Raw genomic sequence first — 23,853 nt, forward strand, 5'->3', positions numbered from 1 at the left:
AATTAAAATTTCCCATAACGCCAGCTCAAACCGCCTTGCCAGCCGATCCAGGAGGTCATGTCTTTGTTAGCCATTCCAAAGTCGGGGTAACCTTTGGGGGGGAAGGATTTGTAGCCTTTTTCGGTCTGGAAACCGTCACTGTCGTATATGGTGAATGATGGACCGGCAAACAGCATCAGGCGCTTGTTCAGCTTGTAGGTAACCGCGGTTTGGAAGCGATAAATGAATGGCATATTCTCCCAGCTGGTGGTGTAAATGTTCTGATTGAGAATTTCGGTAAAGAAACCAAACTTCTTGAATGGGAAAAATTCCTTCCCAATTCCGGCTCCGAATGTGAGGACTTTGTTTTGTCCGCCAGTGGTAGTTCCTGCCATGAGTATGCTGTAAAATTTATGCGTTCCCATCTTCCAGGCTACATTTACGGGCGTAATTTCATTGGCATAAACAGAAATGTTGGAAGTGCTTTTCCGGATAATGTTAATCAGTCCCAAACTAAGTCCCGAAGAGCTGTCGGCAACATTGATCACGCCGAGCTGTGTCCCGCTCAATCTCCGGGCAGCATTCCACACACCAAACTGAAAACCACGGACTTTGCCCTGTACAACATTGATTCCCCCACTGATCTGTCCGCCTGAAAAATCCTTTTGCACAACATTAAGCCCGCCAGCGATTTGCAGACCGCTAAAATTCCCAGACGTATGGCTATATGCGCCCGCAACCTGAGCGCCGTCCACGTCACCCCGAACAGAGCTCCATCCACCCGAAACCTGAACGCCATCCACATTTTCCCGGACTGAGCTCCACGCACCGGAAACCTGGACGCCATGCAGCGACGATGCCGCCCTACTCGCAAAGCCGCTCACTTGCACGCCCTGAATGTTTTTCTTTACGATGCCGCCAAAACCCGACAACTGAACGCCGCTGAGCGAATCAAGAATGTGATTCAGGAAACCCGCCAGCTGCACACCCGTTACGTCCCCGGAAACCACATTAAATGCTCCCGCAAGTTGCGCATACCGGACATCTTGTTTTGAAATATTAAAGCCTCCGGCTATCTCAGCGCCGTTGACCCCAGCCGTGTAGCCGCCCAGCAAGTTGAGTGAGAACTTGTTCACAACCTGCGAACTCATTCTCCCGTGCGTGCCTAACCCCGGTGTTAATGATGCCTGATAAGGCAACGCGACGAAGAAACGGCCAATGTTACGACTTTGCGCCCGCAACTTAGCAGAAAGGAAAAAACGCCCGAGCCAGGTCGATTCACCTTCGGAATAGCGAACAATCAGTGGGTCCAGATCAACGGCTTTTTGCAAGATATTGATGCGCATATCCGCACTTTCCTGATTGATGACAATCGTTGTGTCCCCGTAGCCTACTTTGCTGATCGTCAGGCTTAAAGGGAGAGTTCTGTCCTTAATCCGAAGCCTGAAATGTCCTGCATCGTCCGACAAAGTGGAGACCAGCAATTGCCTGGAATAAATGCTGGCATAGTCAACCGCAACTTGCGTTTCCTGGTCAAAAATATGGCCGCTTATATAGAATACTTTTTCTCTCGCAGCCGGAAGAATGATCAGATAATCACCCTTTTCCCTGTATTGATATTTGCTGCCGAACAACTGGTCCAGCACCTGCTTAACAGTTTGCTGAGGGGCATTTAATGTTACCAGACTGTCGCCGGAGATAATGTTGCTGTTATATGAGAAGTAAAATTTTCCCTGATCACTGACTGCTTTTAAAACCGTTGACACCGGCTCCCTTTGTGCGGAAACGGTAACAGTCTTACTCAGAATGCCCTGCGCGTAGGCTGCGCAGGGCATAATTAGCATGCTTATGATGAATTTTATCGTGTTGAGTAGCGTAAAAGTCCGATTCATTCCGAAAGATAAGTCCTATTTCAAAATGATCTGCGCTCCGCTGCGTTCAACTTTTATTGTTAATGTTTCACTGATAAGGTTTAATGTGCTATCCAGCGATTTTTTATCAAATGTTGTATTGATAGGCAGATTGTTCAAACGTTCGTCTCCTATCACGATGTTGGCGTCGTAAGTTTCGTTCAGGATTTCCACCAGTCTCCACAAAGGCGTGTCGTTGCAGACCAGCTTGTTTGTTCGGTAATATTTATAAAAATCATCTTCTGTTTCATCCTTTACCAACGCCGGACTGGCTTTGATGACCGTTGCTTTTTGTTTGGGACTAATGCGGACAAATTCATTGTTTTTGGCCACTTCAACCAAACCGGTTTCTACGATCACTTCGGTCTTCTTAGCATTGTCCTTCACATTGAAACTCGTCCCCAAAACCTTCACAGTCATATCATTCACTGAAATTATAAATGGTTTTGTCTTGTCCTTCGTCACCTCAAAGAATGCTTCGCCTGTCAAAGCAACTTCCCTTTTACCTCCCGTAAATTCAGCGGGATAAGAGATGCTTGATTTTTTATTTAAAGTCACAATGGACCCGTCCGGCAATGTGTCGATCACAGTCTGCGATCCCGAACGAACGGTCAGCATCTCACTATCAACACTTTGACCAAAAAACATATAGGCTAACCAGCCCGTACACAAGGTTGCGGCGATGAGCGCGGCAACTCTAAGGAAAGCAAACGACTTTTTCGGTTCGTGAAGAGGGATAACCGGCGCTTCTTCCCTCACTTTTTGCGTCCTTTTCCTGAAACGCTCCCAGGCTGCATCTTCATCAACCAGGTTTTGCGCTGCCAATTGTTTGCTCTGGTTCCAGATCAATTCGAAATGCTCGAAATATCGCTGGTTCTCATCACTATCGGACAACCATTGGTTGATCTCGATCTGTTCTGCGACGTTTGCCTCGTCCAGTAAGGCCTTGACAAGCAAGTCGTCTATGTTGTAATTCAGTTCTTTATGCATGACTGACACGGATTAGCTGAGGAGAAATAAGAGGATGGATGCGGGCAGGAAATCAACCAGTTTCAGACGCAAAAGACGCAGCGCCTTACCCATTTGATTTTCCACTGTTTTCAAAGGCAATTGCAGGAGGTCGGCGATTTCCTGGTATTTCAGCTCTTCAAATCGGCTCATCTGGAATATCGTCCTGCATTTTTCGGGTAATTCTTTCAATGCGCTGTCCAGGCGCTGTTCAAGCTCTTTCAGTTCTAGGTGATGAGCTGTGTTGTTGCTGTGTTCCATTTGATTAATTGCGTACGTTTGGTAGGCGTCCCTGACTTTCAAATGCTTGATATAATTAAGGCTTTCGTGGTAAACCGAGCGATACAGATAGCCGCTGACAGATTCTTTTATCTCAATGTGATCTGTCTTTTCCCAGAGCCGGCAAAAAACATTCTGCACCATTTCTTCGGCCATAATGTCATCCCGCAAAATAGTGCAGGCATAGGCGTGAAGGCCTTTAAAATGCTTTTTAAAAACCCTCTCAAACTCCGCTTCCCGATCCCTGCTTAAAAATGTTACGTCATCCGCGATGGCTACGTTCATTGCAATGGTAGATTACTGGTAAAAAATAAGCGCCCGACTTAGGCTGTTCATTGGAATGACAACCAGTCGGGCGCTTACCCTAAATTTTCCGGAGAATATTTCCGGTATTATTTTGATCTATTGCTTTTTAGCAGCTTTCAGCGAGTCGGCTTTGCTCGTTTTGAAACGTTTGTCCGGCGTGCCGTCTTTTTTAAGGTTTTTGTTTTCATTGTAACGCTTATCCGGCGTGCCGTTGGCTTTGAGCTTTTTGTTCTCCGAATAACGCTTGTCGGGCGTTCCGTTAGCTTTTACTTTGATAGTGGTTTTATCATTTCCGGTCTGCTTCGTAGACACGGTTGTTTTATTGGTAGCCGGTTTCTTGGCGGGCGTCGCCGTTTGTGCAAATGCTGGGGCTGCAAAAGCCATTAAAGCCAGCAGAACCAATGCTTTCAGGTTTTTCATTTTTTTCAAATTAATGTGAGCGATAGATATTTTATTGATCTAATGTACAATGATCAACCAAATATCATGCCCGTTTTCAGTCTAAAACAAAAATTAATAGCAATTTAATGCAAAGCGCACTGCCAAGTCTTAGAGTAACGCGAAACAGAATACGTTATGATTATAAAATAAACCGATTAACATTATCTTTACATCAATATAATCTATCCCCACTCCTTCGGTCTAAATGAACATTCAACAACTGGAATACATTGTCGCAGTCGATAATTACAGGCATTTCGTCCAGGCAGCCGAACATTGTAATGTGACCCAGCCCACGCTTTCCATGATGATCCGCAAGCTGGAAGAAGAACTATCCGTTAAAATTTTTGACAGGACTAAACAACCCATTGTTCCCACCGGCATAGGCCGTGAAATTATTGATCAGGCTAAAACGATTTTGCGTGAGGCATCGCGGATGAATGAGATCGCCAAGCATTTCAATGGTGATTTATCGGGCGAATTGCGGATAGGGATCATCCCCACCATTGCACCTTATCTGCTGCCGCATTTCGTTAATCCTTTTATTACCAATTACCCCGATATCAAGCTTCACGTCTCCGAAATGATCACCGAACGCATCATTAGTGAGCTGAAACTGGGCAATCTGGATGTGGGAATTATTGCTTCGTTGTCCGAGGAAAGCAGCTTGCAGGAAATCCCGTTATATAAGGAACGCTTTTACGCCTATGTTTCGGAAAACACCGATTTGTATGCCAAAAAATACATTCTGCCAGCAGATATCGAGCCGAACGAGCTGTGGCTTTTGGAAGAAGGACATTGTTTCCGCACGCAAATCCAGCGCTTGTGTGAATTGAGCCGCAACAGCCAGTTTGGCAGCAGTTTCAGTTATCGTTCGGGCAGCATTGAAACATTGATCCGGATGGTTGAGAAGAACGGCGGCATTACCATTTTACCGGAAATGGCGGTTATGGAGCTTTCCGAGGAGCGAAAAAAGCACATTCGCAGCTTTCAGTTTCCCGAGCCGGCGCGCGAAGTTTGCCTGCTGGTCAACCGCGAACAAATGAAAACCAGGCTGATTGATGCTTTAAAAACAGGAATTACTGCATATTTGCCACAGGAAATTTTTGAAACCAATACAGCATTAAGGATTTTATAAAAGCCATGAGCATTGAAAATACGCAAAAAGCTTACGACAAATGGTCGGAGCAATATGATACGAACGTGAACAAAACGCGCGATTTGGAAGCGATGGCGCTTCGCCAGATTTTGGCTGATCAGTCATTTGATAGCATTCTGGAAATCGGCTGTGGAACAGGGAAGAACTCACAATGGCTCATTACCAGGACCAAAAAACTCATCGGCGCAGATCTTTCCGCAGAAATGCTCGCCAAAGCCAAAGAAAAACTATCCGGCCGCGAAGCCACATTCATCCAGGCTGACATTACCCAGGACTGGAATTTCACAAGCGACAAATTCGACCTGATCACATTCAGCCTTGTCCTAGAACACATTGAAAACCTTGACTTCATTTTCAGAGAAGTAAGCCAAAAGCTCTCTGGCAGCGGGAAAGTATATCTGGGCGAACTTCATCCATTTAAGCAATATTCCGGCTCCAAAGCCCGCTTCGAAACCGAAGAAGGCCAGACCATAGTGCCCTGCTACATTCACAATGTCTCCGATTTTACCGAATCCGCATCAAAATACGGCTTAAAAATCGAAGAAGTGCGTGAGTTTTTTGATGAGGATGATCGGACGAAAGTCCCCAGGATTTTAGCTTTGGTGTTTGGGAAGGGGTAAGTGCGTAATAAAATCGGGAGGTTTTAGCGAATAAAACCTCCCCAAATGAAACCTTCGAATTTTTTGACAGGGTGCCTTCCTATTACAAATGATTTGGTGATTTCCAGATTTTTCGCGAGGGATTGGACATTCTTCAAATCTGCTTCTGTTGCTGTTTCTTTCACTTCGAAACAGAAGTCTTTATCCACAATAAAGTCAATTTCCCTGCCGGTTTTGAGCTGATAGTAAGCCACTTCACCTTTATGCAGTAATTGGTTAAAAACGGCATTCTCAAATTTAGAACCGCTCCCCAGATCGCCCGATAACGACGCAATCCCATTATCTAAAAAGTACACCTTTTTTGCTTTCACAATCTCCCGATCAGGGCTTGTGGAACGCACAGGAATCGTTTTGATCAGATAGCTTTTTTCTAAAAGATCCAGATAGTTTTCAACAACTGTACGGTTAATGCCAATAACACTGGTCAATTTTGAGACATCCAATTTCGTGCCGATCCGGACGGATAACAACTTGATTAACTTAAATAAATTAGTTGGATCTCTAATGTCAGAAAGCAAAGCAAGGTCAAAATTGATATACGAACTTAAAATATCACTGATCAAATCCTTTTTCTCAGCAATCGAATCGGCCAAAACTACCTCGGGAAATCCGCCAAAATTTATGTAGGCGTCATAATACATTTTTAGCCTTTCGTACTCGGATTCTGCATATTTAGCTGATTGGTCAAAACTCAATGTAACTGCCGGAACGCCATTAAATGAAAGCAGTTCGCCAAAATTCAATGGGAAAATTTCAAAAATCTTCTTCCTCCCAGCAAGTGACTCCGAAAACTGATTTTTCATATAGTAAGCACTGGATCCCGTCACTATAAACTTGATATCATAAGTATCGTAGAGATATTTAAGAATACTGGGAAGATTCGGCACTAATTGTATCTCATCGATGGCGATCAGCACTTTTTTCGTAAAATCAGTCCCTCTTTGCGTAAGCGCATATATGATTGTTTCATAGTTAGGCTCAGAAAATAGTGCACGGGTGTCTATTCTTTCGAGGTCGAAATAGTGCTTTTGCGTTATGTCGGATTGGGATAAAAGTTGCTTTACCAAAGAAGTTTTACCCGTTCGTCTCATGCCGGTTAAAACTGTAATCTGCCTTCTTGATAGGTGTTCAAGCAGTTGGGGATAGATATCTCTGGAAAAAAACATAAGCCAAAAATTGTGAAGAGTAAATTAGTTTACCTATTTTACTTTGTCAGCACAAAAATAGTAATACTATTTTATAGTTCAATTATTAAAATAGTAAACAATTTTAAACTTAATATAATTATTATTATTTTAAATTTAAAATATTCAACCTACTTATCAAATACTCCTCCATCCTACCCAAATCAAACGCATTAAACGTCATATCCTTCGTCAAGCCGCCTTTCCTTGCCACGGCAACGCCATAATGCATATCAAAATAGCCTTCCTTAGAATGGGCATCAGGGTTAATGCTCAGGAGGACGCCTTTTTCCATGCAGTAGGAAATCCAGCGCCAGTCGAGGTCGAGGCGCCAGGGGGACGCGTTGATTTCTACGACCACCTGACGTTCGGCGCAGGCGTCGATGATGGCTTTGTGATCGATGGGATAGCCTTCTCTTGAAAGTAAGAGGCGGCCGGTGGGGTGGCCCAATATGGTTGTATATGGATTTTCAATGGCTTTGAGCAATCGCGTGGTGGCTTTTTCAAGCGTCATCGTGAGGTTGCTATGCACGGATGCAACAATGTAATCGAACGAGGCGAGGATCTCGGTTGGATAATCCAATGAACCGTCTCCTAAAATATCAGATTCTATTCCTTTTAAGATTTTGAATGGCTTTTCCGGATTTTCTGCCGCGAAACGCGCGTTCAGTTTTGCAATTTCTTCGTGCTGGCGAATGACGTCTTCGATTTTAAGACCTTGCGCATAAGTAGCAGTCTGCGAGTGATCGGCAATTCCCAAATATTCAAAACCCAGCTCACGGCAATACAGCGCCATTTGTTCCAATGTATGCTGACCGTCGGAATAAGTGCTGTGATTGTGCAAAATCCCTTTCAGGTCGTCCCAGGTAATGAGCTGATCTGTGGAATGCGTTTCGGCCCAGAGGAACTCATTGGCGCCTTCGCGCATTTCTGGAACAATGTAAGGCAGCCCAGCTTTTTGATAAATAACCTCTTCATTCTCTGCTTCTTCATAATATGCATGACGCCAGATCGTGCTGCCGGCCGGCGTCGGATAACCGAGATGCAATGCATCGGAAGTTTCGATAAATAATTCATTCACAACGCGTTCGGGTTTGGCAGCAACGATTTCAATATCAACCATCACATCCTGCACATTCCCGCGCCACACAAAAGGCGATGACCGTTTTTCGTCCTGAACAAGAATTTCAATTTCACCAATAAACGTTTGCAGCAAAGCCGGCGAATCTGTCCCAACCAGGATTTTGATTGTATCCACAATCTCGGCCCTGCGTCTGATATCGCCAGCAACTTCCACTTGATCGAAGCTCTTTTTCAGCTCCCTAACGATCATTTCAGCGATCACTTCTGCCTTGTCCATCCGCAATTTTCCAGCCTGATCTTTCAGAAAAGCCAGTGAATCAATGATTTTTTGCTGAATGCTTCCGCCGAAACCTTTGAGTTTGGCAACTGTGCCGTTCAGGCAAGCCAGTTCGAGCTCGTGCAGGTTATCAATGCCGAGTTCCTGCCATAGCACGGCTATTTTCTTAGGTCCTATTCCTTTGATATTGAACATTTCCATCACACCCAGCGGCGTGTTGCGAAGCAGGTCTTCGAGCTCCGGAAATGTTCCCGTTTTTGCAATCTGAACGATCTTGCCGGCGGTGCTTTTACCAATTCCCTGCAATTTGGTAAGCTCCTGCTCCGTCATATGTTGGAGCTCCCCTTCCTTATATTTATCCAGATAAAAAGCCGCAATCGAATATCCCTTGATCTTGAAAGGGTCTGCACCGTGCAGTTCCATCAATTTGGCGGTTAATTCCAGGATCTCAACAATTTCAGGATTGCTCATATCATTTCAGGTTAAAGAATTCTTTGCGAATTACGATTTATGTCTCAGCATTTGCAAATATCGGGTAAGTAGTCCATTTTTTCCTTTAAGTAGTTATAGTATTAGCCTGTCTTAGATAGAAAAAACTTTAACCAAAACTGCCCTCCCGGGGACATAAATAGGATTACCAAATGAGCATTGACCAATTAAAAAATTACCGCAGCGAAATCCATAACCATTTAACAACCGAGTTGCTTCCTTTTTGGGAAAGCAGATGTGTAGACAAAGAAAATGGAGGCTTCATCACCCATTTCGACAATGCTGGAAACGATTCCGGCGAAGACGAAAAATCGCTCATTGCCCAAACCAGGACTGTTTTTACATTTTCTTCTGCACATAGGGCGGGTTATGGCGACGGTCGTTATGCTGCTATTGCAAGCCACGGCGTGGATTTTCTGATCAATAAAATGTGGGACGAGGAAAATGGCGGATTTTACTGGCTTATGGATCGCAAGGGCAATGTTAAGATTGATGAAAAGATCGTTTACGGACATAGTTTTGCCATTTACAGTCTGGCCGAATACACATTGGCAACGGGCGATCCACGCGGTTTGGAATATGCTGAAAAGGTTTTTGATTTATTACAAATACACGGGGCAGACACTTACTATGGTGGATATTTTGAAATGTTCCACCGTAACTGGGAGCTGAAAGGCAACGGTCCGGCGGGCGGCGACCGTAAAACATTGGATGCCCATATGCATTTGATGGAGGCCTTTACAACATTATATGAAGCAAGCCAAAAACAAGTGCATAAGCGCAAGCTGATGGAAATTATTGAGCTGCTTTTGCATAAAATCATGCACCCGCAATACAAAACGGGCATTCCGCAGTTCTGGGCAGACTGGACAGTTGCGCCGCAAATTAAGTTCGACATTATCTGGGGCTGGGACCGGTTTTCGGAAGATGGCATGAAAAGCTCTGCCGAAGACAACACAAGCTATGGCCATAATGTGGAATTTGCGTGGCTGCTCATGCATGCGCTGGACATCGCAGGCGTTCCCTATGACGCCTATCAAGACCAACTCCTGGCTTCCTACGATCACGCGGTGGAGCATGGCATCGACTGGGAATTCGGCGGCGTGTATGTGGAAGGCTCGCATGCAGGCGAAGTTTATGATCGTGAAAAAGAGTTCTGGCAGCAAGCGGAAGTGATTATTGGGATGCTGGATGCTTACCGGGTTTATGGGGATGAAAAATATTTGAAAGCATATGATGCAACTCACCGCTTTGTTTTTGATAAGATGATCCATCACGAAGTGGGCGAATGGCTACCCTTATTAACCCGTCAGGGCGAGCCGATCTGGAAGCATATGAGCCATTCCTGGAAAGTAAATTATCATTCTGTTCGATCCATGGTGCAGGGCATTGTGCGCTTGGATAAGCTCATTGCACAGGCGGAGTAAGGTTTTCCAAGCAAATATTTGGACACTTTCGGGAAAATTCTTACTCAAAACCGCTAAAAACTTAATGAAATGCTAGTGGAATGATTGTTGCCCATGTTTCATCAGTCGCATGCTTTTAACCAAGCATATTTTTTAATTTAAATTGATGAAATCATGAGTGCTTTCACACAACAAGTAAAAGGAAACTGGAATGAACTGAAAGGTAAATTCAAGCAACAATATGCAGATTTGACCGATGATGACCTGTTATATGAAGATGGAAAAGAAGATGAGCTTCTTGGCAAACTTCAAAAAAAACTAGGTAAGACCCGTGAAGAAGTTGAAAGTGAAGTAGATAAATGGTCTAGATAGGTCCAGTTTTTGGATTGAATAATGAATAAATTAAGAGCCTCGGAATTACATTCCGAGGCTCTTTTTGTGTAGTAGGAAGCATCCATCTCGTCCTTTTAGTATAATCTTTAACATAAAATTTCCTCTCCGAATGAATCCAAATGAAATACCTGTCGGCATAGTTGGTTTGGGGTTAATGGGCTGCAGCATTGTTACTTGCTTGTTGATTGCAGGCCACCCGGTGGTTGCCATTGCCCCGATCAGCGCAGACTTGCTTCATGCGGAAAGAAGAATTAGGGAGCATTTGGAAAATGCGAAAGAAAAAGGGCTGGTCGAAAACGGGCCGGAATTTTATTTAAAAAATCTGATCATTACAGAGGATTACGCCGAGCTCAAACTGTGCAAAATTGTGAATGAATGCACGATTGAAAACATTGATATTAAAGAATCTGTTTATAAAAAAGTGGAAGCGGTTATTGCACCGGATGCATTATTATCCAGCAACACTTCTGCCATCCCCATCAGCCAGTTGCAGAAATTAACGCTTCATCCTGAACGCTTTCTGGGTTTGCATTGGACAGAGCCAGCGCATACGACGCGCTTTCTGGAAGTGATCTGCGGAGATGATACGGACATTAAAAATGGCGAATATTTATACGAACTTTCCCACAAATGGGGCAAAGAACCGATCCTGGTAAGGAAGGACATTGCCGGATTTATCACCAACCGGCTCATGTACGCCATGTATCGCGAAGCCATCAGCCTGGTTGAAAACGGTTATGCTACCATTGAAGATGTCGACCGCTCCTGCCGCAATAATGCAGGTTATTTTATGACCTTAGTCGGCGTGTTCCGCTGGATGGACCTGACAGGCGTTCCCGCCTACCACACCGTCATGAAAAATCTGCTCCCTACATTAAACAACAGCACCGAAGTCCCTGAACTCATCGATAAAGTTGTCCGTGAAGGCGGCCGCGGCGTGGCCAATTCCCACGGTTTCTACAACTACGAACCCGGCGAAGCCGAGGTCTGGGAGGAGACATTTAAGGAATTCACCTACGAAATCAGGCAGCTGGCATTAAAATATCCAGCGGATGTTGTGAAGAAAAGGTTGGCTGCGAAGGGGGAAAGTTAATGTCTATTTGGGAGGAAATTTCTTATAAATATCACCTCTTGACTGAATGGTAAGGATGGAAACGATTTTAATCGTGCCTTCATGGTATTTCAGACCGATTCTGTAACCGCCAATGCGGATTCTATAATATTCTTTGTTGGCTTTACCCTGTATCAGTGAACAATCAGGGATGTCCATAATGTGTTCTACAGCCTTAATTGTATTTAAAACAATAGCGACTTGCCGTTGAATGTAATCGGGACAGCGTTTTAATTCTTTTACAAATGTCTTTTCAACAACTAGTTCCATCCCATCTCTTTTTGGAACTGCTCGAAGGTTAATGTGTCTCCTTTATCCCGGTTCTTCAAAATTTCTAACAAAAATATATCTTCGAGCTCCTGATTTTCAATCACTTTCAATACTTTTTCAATTTCCTCCACAGACCAATTTCCTCGTTTCTTCTTTTGTGAAAAATTCGGTGCAGGAATGCCGGTTTTCTCAGCGATATAAGCATTCTTATATCCAGACCTGTCAATCAGAATTCCCAAATGACTTCTCAGATCTTTATAATCTTCAATAATACCCAGCATTTTTTAAGAACATTGATGTTTCAAAGATTAGTAATATTACTAATAAATTTTTGTTAAATTGCTAATATCAGTTTAAAATTATGGTTGCAATAACCAGCTCCCCTTACATTATACACATTCATAATATCCACAATATTCCTTCCATTTCCTTTCCTTCACAACGATCCTTTTTGCTGAAAAACTGGTTCTTCATATAAGACTTCGTTAGCTTTGGACGGCTGGCTTTTAGGCGGCCGGGGAGCTTTGAATGCTTCCTATTTTTTAGTAAAATAATTCCATGATGGATGATTTTATAGCTGCCCGATCTCAGATGGCCCTTTCGCTGGGCTTTCACATTATATTTTCCTGTATTGGCATGGTTATGCCGTTTTTTATGGCCGTAGCGCATTTTTACTGGCTCAGGACCAACAACATTGTTTACAAAAACGTCACAAAAGCATGGAGCAAAGGCGTCGCGATCTTTTTTGCAACGGGCGCGGTTTCGGGAACTGTCCTATCGTTTGAGCTTGGACTGTTGTGGCCGGAATTCATGAAACATGCAGGCCCTATTTTCGGAATGCCGTTCTCGCTGGAAGGAACGGCATTTTTTATTGAAGCAATCGCCCTGGGATTCTTCCTCTACGGCTGGGACCGGTTCAACAAATGGTTCCACTGGTTCACGGGCGTCGTTGTCGGCGTGAGCGGGCTTGCTTCGGGAATCCTTGTTGTGGCGGCTAATGCGTGGATGAACAGCCCGGCCGGCTTCGATTTCGTCGATGGCCAGTATATCAACATTGATCCCATTGAGGCCATGTTCAACGACGCGTGGTTTTCACAAGCGCTCCATATGACGATCGCTGCATTTGTGGCGACCGGTTTTGCGGTGGCGGGTGTGCACGCATTGATGATCCTGAGAGGGCAAAATGTACTTTTTCATACCAAATCATTCACCATAGCGGCCATTTTCGGATGTGTTGCGGCGATTTTGCAACCATTAAGCGGCGATATCTCAGCCAAAGACGTTGCTATCCGCCAACCAGCCAAGTTGGCCGCAATGGAAGCGCATTTTCACACAGAAAAATCTGCTTCATTAATTGTGGGCGGCATCCCCGACGAAAAGAACAAAAAGGTGGATTATGCGATAAAGCTGCCTGGTTTCCTGAGCTTTCTGGCACATGGTGATTTTAAATCGGAAGTGACCGGCCTGGACAGAATTCCGGAAGAAAACCAGCCGCCTGTCGCAATCACACATTATGCTTTCCAGATTATGGTCGGTATGGGCATGGCGATGATGCTGGTTGCTGTCCTTTATTTTCTGGCGCTCTGGAAAAAGAAACACTGGCTCACAAGTCGCTGGCTGTTGAAATTATTTGTGGCTGCAACCCCACTGGGCTTTATTGCCGTGGAAGCTGGGTGGACAGTAACAGAAGTTGGCCGACAGCCCTGGATCATTCACAATGTCATGCGAACGGCCGACGCGGTTACCCCTATGCCCGGCATAGCTTACTCATTCTATTTGTTCAGCGCGGTTTACGTTTCCCTTGCAATCATCGTAGTTTTTATGCTCTACCGCCAGATCAAAATGGTCGGAGTACTTTACGACAAACAACATTAAACATTCGCTCATTCAGTCATTCAGCCATTAAATAATGCTCTACGTAGTCATCACTTTCTTATGGGCCTCCATCCTCCTTTATCTCCTGCTTGGAGGGGCCGATTTTGGTGCAGGGATCATCGAGCTTTTCACGTCGCGAAGAAACAAAGCCGTGACGCGCAAGACATTATATGGTGCTATCGGGCCGATCTGGGAGGCCAATCATATGTGGCTGATCATTGCTATAGTGATCCTGTTCGTAGGATTTCCGGTGATCTACTCAACCATGTCCATTCACCTGCATATCCCGCTGACGATCATGCTTTTGGGCATTATAGCCCGCGGAACGGCCTTCACTTTCCGGCATTATGACGCCGTGGTAGATGATATGCAACATTTATACAACACCATTTTTGCCGTTTCAAGCTTTATAACACCATTGTTTCTGGGGATTATTGCGGGAAGCGCCGTTTCCGGGCATATTGATCCGCAGGCGGACACCTTTCTTTCGGCTTATATTTTCAGCTGGCTCCACTGGTTTTCGGTTGCTGTGGGCATGTTCACGGTTGCCATTTGCGGCTTCCTGGCCTCCGTTTACTTGATTGGCGAAACAGATAATGATCAGGACAGGCTTCGTTTTGCACACAAAGCGCAGTTTTTCAACATTGCCGCAGTGCTATGCGGCATTCTCGTGTTTATTGCGGCTTACATCGAGCACATTCCGCTGATCGACTGGGTTTTTGGCAACTGGGTAGGACGGATCGCCATTATTTCTGCCACACTTTCGCTCGTCTGGATGTGGTCGCTACTTTACCAGGGTAAGCTTGCATTACTCCGCCCGCTGGCCGGATTCCAGGTGACAATGATCTTATTGACAACGACTTATAAACATTTCCCTAATATTGTTATTCTAAAAGGAGGCGGTTATCTGTCGCTCCTTGAACACAGCGGACAGGAAAAGACAATGGAGGCGCTTGCACTCGCATTGCTGATCGGAAGCGTTTTTATCCTCCCTGCCCTATTCTATCTAATTTACAGTTTTCAGAAAAAACCTTTGGACCACGCGGCTGAACATTAGCCTAAGAATCATCCATAACAGCCGGTGGCACATCCGACAGGCGCAAATTTCTCAATTACCAATATTTTGGAATGCGAGAGAAATGCAAGGGGCCTCGCATTAAAAGTGCCCCGCCCCCCTGTTATGATCAAAGTTTTAATTGTTGATGACGAACTGACCGCGCGGAATTTCCTGCACCGCCTGATCATTGATTTTGTTCCTGAAATTTCAGAGGTCCGCATCGCGCGGTCTGCGGCGGACGCACGCAATATCTTGCACGATTTTGAGCCCGATATAGCATTTGTCGACATCGAAATGCCTTATCAGAATGGTTTTGAACTGCTGATAAAACTGAAAAATCCGCAGTTCGATGTGATATTTACAACCGCACACAACAAATATGCAATCCAGGCGCTTCGTTTCAGTGCATTGGACTATTTGCTGAAACCAATCGACCCGAAAGAGCTCATCGGTGCCATGCAGCGCTATCTCGCCAAGCGCTCCACTTCGCCCAGGAGGCGGAAGGTCTATGAAAATTTTATCCAAAATGCTGAAAGGAAGGACCCAAATGAGTTTCGGTTGGCCGTCACGTCTTCAAAAGGCGCCTTCTTTTTTCCACTCTCCGAAGTCCTTCGCATTGAGTCGGACCGGAATTACTCAGTTATCCATTTGACCGAGCGGAAAAAACCTTTCGTGGCTACCAAAACACTCAAACATTATGAGGAGATTTTGGCACATTTTAAATTTATCCGCGTGCACAAATCCCACCTGGTTAATGCTGAACACATTGTGCGCATTTCCAATAGCAACGATTACCTTGTGCTTTCAGACGGGACACATATATACATTTCACGCAGAAAAAGAGAAGCCGTTTTAAATTTGCTGAATGTTCCTTAGGGTCATAACTTGGCAGAGAAATTCTGTCATAACAAAGTAGATACGCCGGGAAACGGCGTTACTATATCTTGTTACCAAATTCTTAACTACGGACCTCTATGACCGATCGTAAAACGCGGCTGGCTATCATTCTGATCACTTCTTTGTTTTTTCTGTGGGGTTTTGCCCTTAATCTCAACCCAATTTTAATTCCGCATTTAAAGAAAGCCTGTCAATTAAGTGACTTTCAATCTGCCCTTATTGACTCCGCATCTTATATCGCCTATTTCCTGATTGCTTTACCCGCCGGGCTTTTCATGAAAAGGTTTGGTTACAAGGCGGGGATTACATTAGGCCTGCTTCTGTTTGCTTTCGGCACATTTTTATTCTATCCGGCTGCCGAACTAAGGCATTTCGGCTTTTTCCTGTTTGCATTATTCGTCATTGCCAGCGGCCTAACATTACTGGAAACGGCTGCCAATCCGTACATTACGGTTTTGGGGGATAGTGATTCTGCTACCCAACGCCTCAACTTTGCACAGTCCTTCAATGGTTTGGCCGCTTTTCTGGCGCCGTTGATGGGCGGAACATTCATTCTTTCAGGAAAAACGCTTTCTGAGCAGGAACAGCAATCCATGTCCGCCGAGCAGCTGGATAGTTATCTTAATGCTGAGGCTTCTTCCGTGCAAATGCCTTTTTTGGTTATTGGAATAGTCGTTTTGTTTGTCGCCGTGATGATCTGGCGCACAACGTTGCCAGAAATTCAGGAAGAAGAGGACACAACCGGAAAAGTTAGCGGCTCGATCTGGTCTGAAAAAAACCTGATTTTGGGTGTTATAGCGCAGTTTTTCTATGTTGGTGCACAGGTTTGTATCAGCAGCTTCTTCATTCGTTTCTCGGATAAAGTCGCGGGGATTGATGAAAAAACGGCCGCTTATGTACTTTCCGGCGCATTTCTTAGCTTCATGATCGGGCGTTTCATAGGCACTTATCTGATGCGTTTTGTGGCTCCGCCGCGTCTGCTGGCACTTTATAGTGTTATTAATGTGGCTTTGCTGATCCTTGCCGTCCTTACCGAAGGCATGGTCGCGGTTTACGCATTGGTAGGCGTCCAGTTCTTTATGTCCATCATGTTCCCTACGATTTTTGCGCTCAGCATCCGTGGTTTGGGAGAAAAAACCAAAATCGGCTCTTCCCTGGTCATTATGTCCATCGTTGGCGGCGCCATTTTCCCGGTTATCATGGGTCAGGTTTCAGACATTTCGTCCATTCAAACAGCCTACATTGTTCCGGCGGTTTGTTTCCTGGTGGTTCTTTATTTTGCAATCAAAAACAATTCAATTAAGCATGTGACGCTGGGTGCTTCCCATTAAAAATCGTCCGTATTTTTAGCTAATATTTAATCAATCATGGATTTACAATTGAAAGATAAGGTCGTTATCGTAACGGGTGGCGCAAAAGGAATAGGCGAAGGCATTGTGCATGTGCTGGCAAATGAAGGCGCCATTCCCGTGATCGTCGGCCGCAATGCTGAGGACAACCAAAAAGTGGTGGATGCGCTGTCTGCCAAAGGAATTAATTCGTTCCAAGTGGTTGCAGAGCTTACAAAGCCGGAAGCGTGTGAACAAGCCGTGGCGGCTGTTGTGGAAAAGTTCGGCCGCATCGACGGCCTGGTTAATAATGCAGGTGTTAATGATGGAGTTGGGCTAGAAAATGGTGATTATGATGCGTTTATAGCTTCCCTGCACAAGAATGTCGTGCATTATTATCTGATGGCGCATTATGCATTGCCTGCGCTTAAAGCCTCCAAGGGTTCTATTGTGAATATTAGTTCAAAAACTGCGGATACGGGACAGGGAGGCACTTCTGCCTATGCGGCATCCAACGGCGGCCGCAATGCGCTGACGCGTGAATGGGCGGTTGAACTTTTGAAATATGGCATTCGCGTCAATTCGGTGATCGTTGCGGAATGCTGGACACCGCTTTATGAAAAATGGATTGAAACACTGCCGAATCCGCAGGAAAAATTGGCTTCTATTACTGCGCACATTCCTTTGGAAAACCGGATGACAACAGCCGAAGAAATCGCCAATATGACCGTTTTTCTGCTATCGCAACGTTCGAGCCACACCACGGGCCAGCTAATTTATGTAGACGGCGGCTATGTGCACCTGGACCGCGCATTGGCCAATTCCTGATATTCTCAACACAAAAATATAAATTAATTCCATTCAGTTATGGAAGTTTTGGTTTGCACCACACCCGGGGAATTTGCCTATCAGCAAGCAGAAAAACCTGCACTAACGCCGGGAAATACCATTATAAAAATCAAGCGGATCGGCATTTGCGGGACGGATCTGCATGCATTCGAGGGAACGCAGCCCTTCTTTAATTATCCGCGCATTCTGGGTCATGAACTGGCCGGGGAAATTGTCGAAACCGACGGCGCGCCGGGATTTTCCGTAGGTGACGCGGTGACATTTATTCCGTATTTCAATTGTGGAAAATGCATTGCCTGCCGGAACAACAAACCCAATTGCTGCACCAGCATTCGTGTTTCGGGCGTGCATATTGATGGCGGAATGTCTGAATATTTGTCGGTTCCCTCCTACTCGCTTGTGCATGGGAATGGTTTGAGTTTTGATGAGCTGGCGCTGGTGGAAATGCTCTCAATTGGCGCACACGGCATCAGACGGGCGAATGTGGGGCAAAATGAAACGGTTTTGGTCGTTGGCGCCGGACCCATCGGACTCGGAACTATGGAATTTGCACGCATTGCAGGTGCAAATGTCATTGCACTGGACATTAATGATGGCCGATTAGCATTCTGCCGCGAAAAATTAGGCGTTGCGCACACGATTAATGCATTGACAGACAATGTTTTGGAAAAACTAAATGAGATTACAAACGGTGATATGCCAACGGTAATCGTGGATGCGACCGGCAATTTGAGAGCCATTAATACAGCTTTCAGTTATCTCGCGCATGGCGGCCGATATGTGCTTGTGGGCTTGCAAAAAGGTGAAATCAGTTTCAGTCATCCGGAATTTCACAAGCGGGAAGCCACATTAATGAGCAGCCGCAATGCTACTCGCGTTGATTTTGAGCATGTTATCGACAGCATGAAAGCTGGATACATTAATCCTACAACTTACATCACGCACCGCGTGACTTTTGGTCAGGTGAAAGATGAGTTTGAAGGCTGGCTCGATCCTGCCAATGGTGTTATTAAGGCGATGGTTTCTCTGAATTGATCAGTTTGTTTTTTTGTAATTCAAAATCGCCCAGCCATTCAAAATAACCGCCATCAGGGAAACTATGGCCATTTGCGGCAAAACATCCTGAAATCCGCTGCCTTTTAAAATCACCATCCGCATTACTTCGATCATATAACGGACCGGATTAATGCGGGTGATCAGTTTGGCCCAATACGGCATGCTGTCAATTGAAGTGAATAATCCACCGAGCAGGATGAAAAGCATCATGAAAAAGAACATGATGAACATGGCCTGCTGCTGCGTGTCACAGAAAGTAGAAACCAAAAGCCCGAAACCAAGCACGGTAAGCAGGTAAATGGCGATAAAAACATACAACACAAGCAGGCTGCCAATGGGGACGATCCCATAAATCAGGCGAGCCAGAATAAGCCCGATCGTAAAGACGATCATCGCCAAAACCCAGAAAGGAATCAGTTTTCCCAGGATAAAAATGTGCTTTTTAATGGGTGTAACATTGATTTGCTCAATCGTCCCGACTTCTTTTTCCTTGACAATGTTCAACGCCGTCAGAAACCCTCCTATCATGGTCACCAAGATGGCCAGAATGCCCGGAACAATGAAAACTTTGTAGTTCAGAACCGGATTGAACCAGTTGGAAGCGACCACCTCAATCACCGGAAACTGGCTGAATCTGGGTTGCTGAATCAGTTGCATGCGAATGTCCGCATTAAAATTACCGATAATGGTGCTCAGATATGCCCCGCCCAGGTTGGCCTTTGTGCCATTGATCGCATTCACTGCCACAAACAACTTTTGCTTAGTCTCCCTGATCAGGTTCCGCTCGAAACCGTGCGGGATTTCAAGGATCAAATCGGCCTTATCGGACTCAATTAACTGAAATGCTTCCTTAAACGAGCTGTTGTAGCCCTGCAATTTGAAGTAACCCGAAGCGATCACTTTTGAAATCAGCTTTTGAGAATAAGTGGATTTATCATTATCAACCACCGACAGATTCACATTCCGGACCTCGTAATCAGCCGCTAATGGCATGATAATGAACTGGATAACCGGCATAAAGAATATGAGCGTGAGAATGGCCTTGTCACGGAAAATCTGCCGGAACTCTTTGCGTAACAGAAATCGAAGTGTTCTCATTGCAGGCGAATTTTAAAGCTTTTTAAACTGATGGCAAGCAAAAACAGCGTCATACCAGCCAGGATCAATGTTTCCTTCCAGAGAGCAGCAATGCCCAATCCCTTGATCATGATCGACTTAACGATAATGTAAAACCATTTGGAAGGGATAATGTTGGAAATAACTTGCAATGGAACCGGCATGTTTTCAATAGGAAATAAAAAACCACTGAACATCATGGTTGGCAACAACATGCCCATTAAGGAAATCAGCATGGCGATCTGCTGTGAATCGGTTTTGATGGAAATAAAAATTCCTAATGCTAAACAAGTGATAATGAACAATGTGCTTTCTCCAAACAGCAACAGCAGGCTACCTTTTATCGGAAGTTCCAGCGCGAAAACACTCAGAAAAAGAATCGCAGCGACATTAATCAGTGACAGGATCAGATAGGGAAATGCTTTCGCAAAAATCACCAAAACAGGCTTAAATGGCGAAACCAACAGGATTTCCATCGTTCCCATCTCTTTTTCCCTGACAATAGAAATGGCTGTCATCATCACAGAAACCAACATTAACACGAGCGCCATCACACCAGGCACAAAACCGTGCGCACCTTTGAGCTGCGGATTGTAAAGCATCCGCGTTTCGGGAATGATCTGATAAGGGATCGTAAGATTTTCATTGATCTTCGTTTGGTAATCTTTAATGATCGCGGTCAGGTAATTGGTGATCATATTGGCCGTATTGATGTCTGTTGCGTCCGTAATGATCTGTATTTGAGCCTGATTATTATGCAAAAGATCGCGATTGAAATCGGATGGAAAGACAACGACGGCTTTGATCTTGCCTTTTTGAAAAGTGGATAAAATCTCTTTGTGCGTCAATGCAGCATTCCGGATGTCGAAATAACGGCTCGCTGCGATCTCGGCAATGATCTGTTGCGACGCATCGTCTTTTGCATAATCCACCACAAGGATTTCTGAATCCTTCACCTCGTTGGTCAAAGCAAAACCAAAGATCAGGATCTGGGCGATAGGCATGCCGAAAAGGATCAGCAATGTTCTTCTGTCACGCAAAACGTGGAAAAACTCTTTTTTGACAAATGCGATAAACTGTTTCATGAATCTGCTCTTTTTGCGCTTCTCGCCAATTGGTAAAACACCTCGTCCATCGAGTCGGCTTCGAACTGCCTTTTCAGATTGCCCGGTGTGTCCAGCACCTCAATTTTCCCGTCCACCATGATGGATATACGATTGCAATATTCGGCCTCGTCCATATAATGTGTGGTTACAAAAACCGTAATTCCACGATCCGCCGCTTCGTAGATCAGATCCCAGAACTGACGCCTTGTTACCGGATCAACGCCTCCGGTTGGCTCATCCAGAAAAACGATTTTGGGTTCGTGTAAAACGGCTACTGAAAAGGATAATTTCTGTTTCCAGCCCAATGGCAGCGATCCAACGAGTTTTTTCATCTCACCTTTCAACCCGAGCTTGCTGGCCAATTCTTCCGTTTTTTTCTTGATATCCTGATCCGTAAGCCCGTAAATGCCTCCGAAAAACTCGACGTTTTCGAGCACCGTCAGGTTTTCGTAAAGTGAAAATTTCTGGCTCATATAGCCAATGTTCCGCTTGATCTTCTCGGTTTCGGTGTAAACATCGTAGCCTGCAATGGTTGCTGAGCCGGAAGTCGGGGCTGATAGGCCGCAAAGCATTCGCATAGCAGTGGTTTTACCGGCACCGTTCGCGCCCAGAAAGCCGAAGATTTCTCCTTTATTTACCTCAAAAGAAATCTCATTCGTGGCAATAAAATCGCCAAAACGCTTTGCCAGCCTGTCGCAAACAATCACTTTTTCCTCCATAACCGTCAGCACCGCTGGATTTTAGTTTAATAGTTTGATAAAAGAATCCTCAATGGTCGCAGGAATGCTTTTGATCTCGATGCCCGAAAGCCCATTATCCCTCAGGAAACGCTCCAAATGCGTTTTATCTAATGTCTCTGTTTTAAATGTCGCATGCGCATATTCTCCAAAGGCATAGCTGTTCAGCCTGTCCGGGTAAGTTTCCAGGTTTTTTAATAATCGATACATTTCATTAGCCTTAACAGCATAAAGGCTTGTAGGATAAGCCTTTGTAACATTCTCCGGTGTATCAATAGATAAAATTCTTCCGTTTTGGATTAATGCAATCCGGTCGCAAAGGGCAGCTTCGTCCATGTATGGCGTTGACACAATGATGGTTATGCCCTGTTCTTTTAGTCTCCGCAACATTTCCCAGAATTCCTTCCGAGAGACCGGGTCAACGCCGGTCGTTGGCTCGTCGAGAAATAGGGTGGTCGGTTTATGGATCAATGCACAGCATAACGCGAGTTTCTGCTTCATTCCACCTGAAAGTTTTCCCGCGCGTCGCTTTTTAAAGGGCTCTATCTGAACATAAATATCTTTGATCAAATGGTAATTTTCTTCAACCGTTGTCCCAAAAACCGTTGCGAAAAAATTGAGGTTTTCTTCAATGGTAAGGTCTTGATAGAGCGAAAATTTTCCCGGCATATAGCCCACAGAACTCCTGATCCGCTTAAAATCTGAGATAACGTCAAAACCATCCACTGTTGCGGAGCCTTCGTCCGGCAGTAACAATGTGGTCAGCATTCTGAAAATGCTTGTCTTTCCTGCTCCATCCGGGCCGATCAGTCCGAAAAGCTCGCCTTTGTTTACTGTGAAGGAAACATTGTCCACAGCAAGGACCTTCTCCTTGCCGTAAGTTTTCTTGATATTTTTGACAATAACCGCTTCCATATCAAAGGATTACTTCGCCATACATGCCTATTTTCAGCAATCCGTCATTCTTCAACCTGATTTTAACCGCGTAAACCAGATTGGCGCGCTCGTCCTTCGTCTGGATCGTTTTGGGCGTAAATTCCGCCTTGTCACTGATCCATTCAACGGTTCCGGGCAGCTCTCTGTATTTCCCCTCCTTCTCGTCCACCAGCACTTTCACCTCCTGGTTAAGCTTTACGTTTGTTAACTGATCGCCAGTCACATAGGCACGCAAAATGATCGTTGTCAGGTCTGCAATTTTATAAAGCGGCTTGCCGGCAACTGCCATTTCACTCGCTTCCGCATATTTGGAAAGCACGGTCCCGTTGACCTCATTCACTATTCTGGATTTCGCCAGCTGATCATTAACCTGCTCAATCTGAACATATAAAGGAACCACATCCGCCCTTAACCCCGACGTTTGCGTCCTCAGCACAGACGCCTGCGCAGCATCCTGGCGACTGATCACTTCCAATTGTTTTTGCAGTTCACTGATCTGCGCATTCATGTCATCCAGTTGTTTCGGTGTGGCCGCGTCGGCTTTGACCAGGTTCTGAATGCGTTTTTGCTCGTGCAGCAAATTATCCAGTCTCGTCTGAGAAACAGCCAGCTGCTGCTTGTAAACATTCGTCTGTGCCGCAATGTCGGGTAACTTGCTGCCTGTGGCCTTAATCTGCGCTTCAAGCTGCTTTTTCTTTAAATACAGGGGAAGACTGTCGATATAACCCACTTTTTCGCCGGCTTTCAGCAACTGCCCTTCTTCCAGCTTGAATTCTACGATCCGGCCGGTTGCTTCTGCCGAAACGATTGTTTCAACGGCTTCAAATGTGCCCGAAGCGTCATACACATTTTCCTTTCCCTTGCAGCCGGCAAAGGCCATAACTATCATCAAAGCAAATCCGATTGTCCTCATTATTTCTGAATATTTACTGCTAATAAATT

General features: G+C 45.1%; 24 protein-coding genes. 11 read left to right on the forward strand and 13 right to left on the reverse strand.

The features are described 5' to 3' along the window. Nucleotides 1-2: 2 nt before the first annotated feature. The 4 genes from NFI81_RS10985 to NFI81_RS11000 form a co-directional block, all read right to left on the reverse strand. Complete coding sequence (locus tag NFI81_RS10985) at nt 3-1,814, reverse strand: STN and carboxypeptidase regulatory-like domain-containing protein (RefSeq protein WP_234612391.1); 1,812 nt, start codon at nt 1,812-1,814, stop codon at nt 3-5. A 72-nt stretch (nt 1,815-1,886) separates the two neighbouring features. After that, nucleotides 1,887-2,879: a FecR family protein gene (locus NFI81_RS10990; RefSeq protein ID WP_234612390.1), complete on the reverse strand. Its 993-nt coding sequence runs from the start codon at nt 2,877-2,879 to the stop codon at nt 1,887-1,889. Between the two features lie 12 nt (nt 2,880-2,891). Continuing rightward, the gene (locus NFI81_RS10995) at nt 2,892-3,461 is read right to left on the reverse strand and encodes an RNA polymerase sigma-70 factor (protein ID WP_234612389.1); all 570 of its coding nucleotides are present in this window, start codon (nt 3,459-3,461) and stop codon (nt 2,892-2,894) included. A 117-nt stretch (nt 3,462-3,578) separates the two neighbouring features. Further along, a complete protein-coding gene (locus NFI81_RS11000; protein WP_234612388.1) occupies nt 3,579-3,902 on the reverse strand; it encodes a DUF3316 domain-containing protein in 324 nt (107 codons plus the stop codon). A 226-nt stretch (nt 3,903-4,128) separates the two neighbouring features. On the opposite strand from NFI81_RS11000, the gene NFI81_RS11005 reads away from it, so the two are divergent. Continuing rightward, the gene (locus tag NFI81_RS11005) at nt 4,129-5,061 is read left to right on the forward strand and encodes a hydrogen peroxide-inducible genes activator (protein WP_234612387.1); all 933 of its coding nucleotides are present in this window, start codon (nt 4,129-4,131) and stop codon (nt 5,059-5,061) included. A gap of 5 nt (nt 5,062-5,066) precedes the next feature. Then, on the forward strand, nt 5,067-5,702 hold the full coding sequence (locus tag NFI81_RS11010; RefSeq protein WP_234612386.1) for a class I SAM-dependent DNA methyltransferase: 636 nt from the start codon (nt 5,067-5,069) through the stop codon (nt 5,700-5,702). Between the two features lie 23 nt (nt 5,703-5,725). On the opposite strand, the gene NFI81_RS11015 is transcribed toward NFI81_RS11010, so the two are convergent. Then, on the reverse strand, nt 5,726-6,907 hold the full coding sequence (locus NFI81_RS11015) for an ATP-binding protein (RefSeq protein ID WP_255717367.1): 1,182 nt from the start codon (nt 6,905-6,907) through the stop codon (nt 5,726-5,728). Between the two features lie 124 nt (nt 6,908-7,031). Next, the gene (locus NFI81_RS11020) at nt 7,032-8,756 is read right to left on the reverse strand and encodes a DNA polymerase/3'-5' exonuclease PolX (protein ID WP_234612384.1); all 1,725 of its coding nucleotides are present in this window, start codon (nt 8,754-8,756) and stop codon (nt 7,032-7,034) included. Between the two features lie 170 nt (nt 8,757-8,926). Here NFI81_RS11020 and NFI81_RS11025 point away from each other — a divergent pair, with 170 nt between their 5' ends. From NFI81_RS11025 to NFI81_RS11035, 3 genes are all read left to right on the forward strand, one after another. Then, on the forward strand, nt 8,927-10,201 hold the full coding sequence (locus tag NFI81_RS11025; RefSeq protein ID WP_234612383.1) for a beta-1,2-mannosidase: 1,275 nt from the start codon (nt 8,927-8,929) through the stop codon (nt 10,199-10,201). Between the two features lie 153 nt (nt 10,202-10,354). Beyond that, nucleotides 10,355-10,552, forward strand: coding sequence for a CsbD family protein (locus NFI81_RS11030; RefSeq protein ID WP_234612382.1), 198 nt, complete (start codon nt 10,355-10,357; stop codon nt 10,550-10,552). Between the two features lie 130 nt (nt 10,553-10,682). Next, complete coding sequence (locus tag NFI81_RS11035; RefSeq protein WP_234612381.1) at nt 10,683-11,666, forward strand: 3-hydroxyacyl-CoA dehydrogenase family protein; 984 nt, start codon at nt 10,683-10,685, stop codon at nt 11,664-11,666. A 3-nt stretch (nt 11,667-11,669) separates the two neighbouring features. On the opposite strand, the gene NFI81_RS11040 is transcribed toward NFI81_RS11035, so the two are convergent. Continuing rightward, nucleotides 11,670-11,954: a type II toxin-antitoxin system RelE family toxin gene (locus tag NFI81_RS11040; RefSeq protein ID WP_234612380.1), complete on the reverse strand. Its 285-nt coding sequence runs from the start codon at nt 11,952-11,954 to the stop codon at nt 11,670-11,672. After that, the gene (locus NFI81_RS11045) at nt 11,945-12,235 is read right to left on the reverse strand and encodes a hypothetical protein (protein WP_234612379.1); all 291 of its coding nucleotides are present in this window, start codon (nt 12,233-12,235) and stop codon (nt 11,945-11,947) included. Before NFI81_RS11045 ends, NFI81_RS11040 begins: the two co-directional genes overlap by 10 nt. A gap of 280 nt (nt 12,236-12,515) precedes the next feature. On the opposite strand from NFI81_RS11045, the gene NFI81_RS11050 reads away from it, so the two are divergent. The 6 genes from NFI81_RS11050 (at nt 12,516) to NFI81_RS11075 (ending at nt 18,995) form a co-directional block, all read left to right on the forward strand. After that, nucleotides 12,516-13,829 carry a cytochrome ubiquinol oxidase subunit I gene (locus NFI81_RS11050; RefSeq protein WP_234614863.1) on the forward strand — a complete coding sequence of 438 codons (1,314 nt, stop codon included), beginning with the start codon at nt 12,516-12,518 and terminating at the stop codon, nt 13,827-13,829. Nucleotides 13,830-13,863: 34 nt separating this feature from the next. Then, nucleotides 13,864-14,886 (forward strand): cytochrome d ubiquinol oxidase subunit II, encoded by a 1,023-nt coding sequence (locus tag NFI81_RS11055; RefSeq protein ID WP_234612378.1) that lies wholly within the window; start codon nt 13,864-13,866, stop codon nt 14,884-14,886. Between the two features lie 123 nt (nt 14,887-15,009). Then, the gene (locus NFI81_RS11060; RefSeq protein WP_234612377.1) at nt 15,010-15,762 is read left to right on the forward strand and encodes a LytR/AlgR family response regulator transcription factor; all 753 of its coding nucleotides are present in this window, start codon (nt 15,010-15,012) and stop codon (nt 15,760-15,762) included. A 98-nt stretch (nt 15,763-15,860) separates the two neighbouring features. Beyond that, nucleotides 15,861-17,114: an L-fucose:H+ symporter permease gene (gene fucP, locus NFI81_RS11065; protein ID WP_234612376.1), complete on the forward strand. Its 1,254-nt coding sequence runs from the start codon at nt 15,861-15,863 to the stop codon at nt 17,112-17,114. A gap of 36 nt (nt 17,115-17,150) precedes the next feature. After that, nucleotides 17,151-17,939, forward strand: a complete 789-nt coding sequence (locus NFI81_RS11070) for an SDR family oxidoreductase (protein WP_234612375.1) — start codon at nt 17,151-17,153, stop codon at nt 17,937-17,939. Nucleotides 17,940-17,978: 39 nt separating this feature from the next. Beyond that, nucleotides 17,979-18,995, forward strand: coding sequence for a zinc-binding alcohol dehydrogenase family protein (locus NFI81_RS11075; protein ID WP_234612374.1), 1,017 nt, complete (start codon nt 17,979-17,981; stop codon nt 18,993-18,995). On the opposite strand, the gene NFI81_RS11080 is transcribed toward NFI81_RS11075, so the two are convergent. From NFI81_RS11080 to NFI81_RS11100, 5 genes are read right to left on the reverse strand one after another with little or no spacing between them, the layout of a single operon-like run. Beyond that, a complete protein-coding gene (locus NFI81_RS11080) occupies nt 18,996-20,114 on the reverse strand; it encodes an ABC transporter permease (protein WP_234612373.1) in 1,119 nt (372 codons plus the stop codon). Further along, the gene (locus NFI81_RS11085) at nt 20,111-21,217 is read right to left on the reverse strand and encodes an ABC transporter permease (protein WP_234612372.1); all 1,107 of its coding nucleotides are present in this window, start codon (nt 21,215-21,217) and stop codon (nt 20,111-20,113) included. Before NFI81_RS11085 ends, NFI81_RS11080 begins: the two co-directional genes overlap by 4 nt. After that, nucleotides 21,214-21,957 (reverse strand): ABC transporter ATP-binding protein, encoded by a 744-nt coding sequence (locus NFI81_RS11090; RefSeq protein ID WP_234612371.1) that lies wholly within the window; start codon nt 21,955-21,957, stop codon nt 21,214-21,216. Before NFI81_RS11090 ends, NFI81_RS11085 begins: the two co-directional genes overlap by 4 nt. A 21-nt stretch (nt 21,958-21,978) precedes the next feature. Then, nucleotides 21,979-22,890, reverse strand: coding sequence for an ABC transporter ATP-binding protein (locus NFI81_RS11095; RefSeq protein ID WP_234612370.1), 912 nt, complete (start codon nt 22,888-22,890; stop codon nt 21,979-21,981). A 1-nt stretch (nt 22,891) separates the two neighbouring features. Next, on the reverse strand, nt 22,892-23,824 hold the full coding sequence (locus NFI81_RS11100) for an HlyD family secretion protein (RefSeq protein WP_234612369.1): 933 nt from the start codon (nt 23,822-23,824) through the stop codon (nt 22,892-22,894). Nucleotides 23,825-23,853 lie beyond the last annotated feature (29 nt).

Origin of the sequence: Dyadobacter fanqingshengii (assembly GCF_023822005.2) — a bacterium.
In the GTDB taxonomy this organism is placed as follows: Bacteria; Bacteroidota; Bacteroidia; order Cytophagales; family Spirosomataceae; genus Dyadobacter; species Dyadobacter fanqingshengii.

Bases quoted from the DNA above. Each gene is read 5' to 3' on its own strand.
- NFI81_RS10985 (WP_234612391.1), bottom strand. From the start codon at position 1,814: ATGCCCTGCGCAGCCTACGCGCAGGGCATTCTGAGTAAGACTGTTACC.
- NFI81_RS10990 (WP_234612390.1), bottom strand. From the start codon at position 2,879: ATGCATAAAGAACTGAATTACAACATAGACGACTTGCTTGTCAAGGCC.
- NFI81_RS10995 (WP_234612389.1), bottom strand. From the start codon at position 3,461: ATGAACGTAGCCATCGCGGATGACGTAACATTTTTAAGCAGGGATCGG.
- NFI81_RS11000 (WP_234612388.1), bottom strand. From the start codon at position 3,902: ATGAAAAACCTGAAAGCATTGGTTCTGCTGGCTTTAATGGCTTTTGCA.
- NFI81_RS11005 (WP_234612387.1), top strand. From the start codon at position 4,129: ATGAACATTCAACAACTGGAATACATTGTCGCAGTCGATAATTACAGG.
- NFI81_RS11010 (WP_234612386.1), top strand. From the start codon at position 5,067: ATGAGCATTGAAAATACGCAAAAAGCTTACGACAAATGGTCGGAGCAA.
- NFI81_RS11015 (WP_255717367.1), bottom strand. From the start codon at position 6,907: ATGTTTTTTTCCAGAGATATCTATCCCCAACTGCTTGAACACCTATCA.
- NFI81_RS11020 (WP_234612384.1), bottom strand. From the start codon at position 8,756: ATGAGCAATCCTGAAATTGTTGAGATCCTGGAATTAACCGCCAAATTG.
- NFI81_RS11025 (WP_234612383.1), top strand. From the start codon at position 8,927: ATGAGCATTGACCAATTAAAAAATTACCGCAGCGAAATCCATAACCAT.
- NFI81_RS11030 (WP_234612382.1), top strand. From the start codon at position 10,355: ATGAGTGCTTTCACACAACAAGTAAAAGGAAACTGGAATGAACTGAAA.
- NFI81_RS11035 (WP_234612381.1), top strand. From the start codon at position 10,683: ATGAATCCAAATGAAATACCTGTCGGCATAGTTGGTTTGGGGTTAATG.
- NFI81_RS11040 (WP_234612380.1), bottom strand. From the start codon at position 11,954: ATGGAACTAGTTGTTGAAAAGACATTTGTAAAAGAATTAAAACGCTGT.
- NFI81_RS11045 (WP_234612379.1), bottom strand. From the start codon at position 12,235: ATGCTGGGTATTATTGAAGATTATAAAGATCTGAGAAGTCATTTGGGA.
- NFI81_RS11050 (WP_234614863.1), top strand. From the start codon at position 12,516: ATGGATGATTTTATAGCTGCCCGATCTCAGATGGCCCTTTCGCTGGGC.
- NFI81_RS11055 (WP_234612378.1), top strand. From the start codon at position 13,864: ATGCTCTACGTAGTCATCACTTTCTTATGGGCCTCCATCCTCCTTTAT.
- NFI81_RS11060 (WP_234612377.1), top strand. From the start codon at position 15,010: ATGATCAAAGTTTTAATTGTTGATGACGAACTGACCGCGCGGAATTTC.
- fucP (WP_234612376.1), top strand. From the start codon at position 15,861: ATGACCGATCGTAAAACGCGGCTGGCTATCATTCTGATCACTTCTTTG.
- NFI81_RS11070 (WP_234612375.1), top strand. From the start codon at position 17,151: ATGGATTTACAATTGAAAGATAAGGTCGTTATCGTAACGGGTGGCGCA.
- NFI81_RS11075 (WP_234612374.1), top strand. From the start codon at position 17,979: ATGGAAGTTTTGGTTTGCACCACACCCGGGGAATTTGCCTATCAGCAA.
- NFI81_RS11080 (WP_234612373.1), bottom strand. From the start codon at position 20,114: ATGAGAACACTTCGATTTCTGTTACGCAAAGAGTTCCGGCAGATTTTC.
- NFI81_RS11085 (WP_234612372.1), bottom strand. From the start codon at position 21,217: ATGAAACAGTTTATCGCATTTGTCAAAAAAGAGTTTTTCCACGTTTTG.
- NFI81_RS11090 (WP_234612371.1), bottom strand. From the start codon at position 21,957: ATGGAGGAAAAAGTGATTGTTTGCGACAGGCTGGCAAAGCGTTTTGGC.
- NFI81_RS11095 (WP_234612370.1), bottom strand. From the start codon at position 22,890: ATGGAAGCGGTTATTGTCAAAAATATCAAGAAAACTTACGGCAAGGAG.
- NFI81_RS11100 (WP_234612369.1), bottom strand. From the start codon at position 23,824: ATGAGGACAATCGGATTTGCTTTGATGATAGTTATGGCCTTTGCCGGC.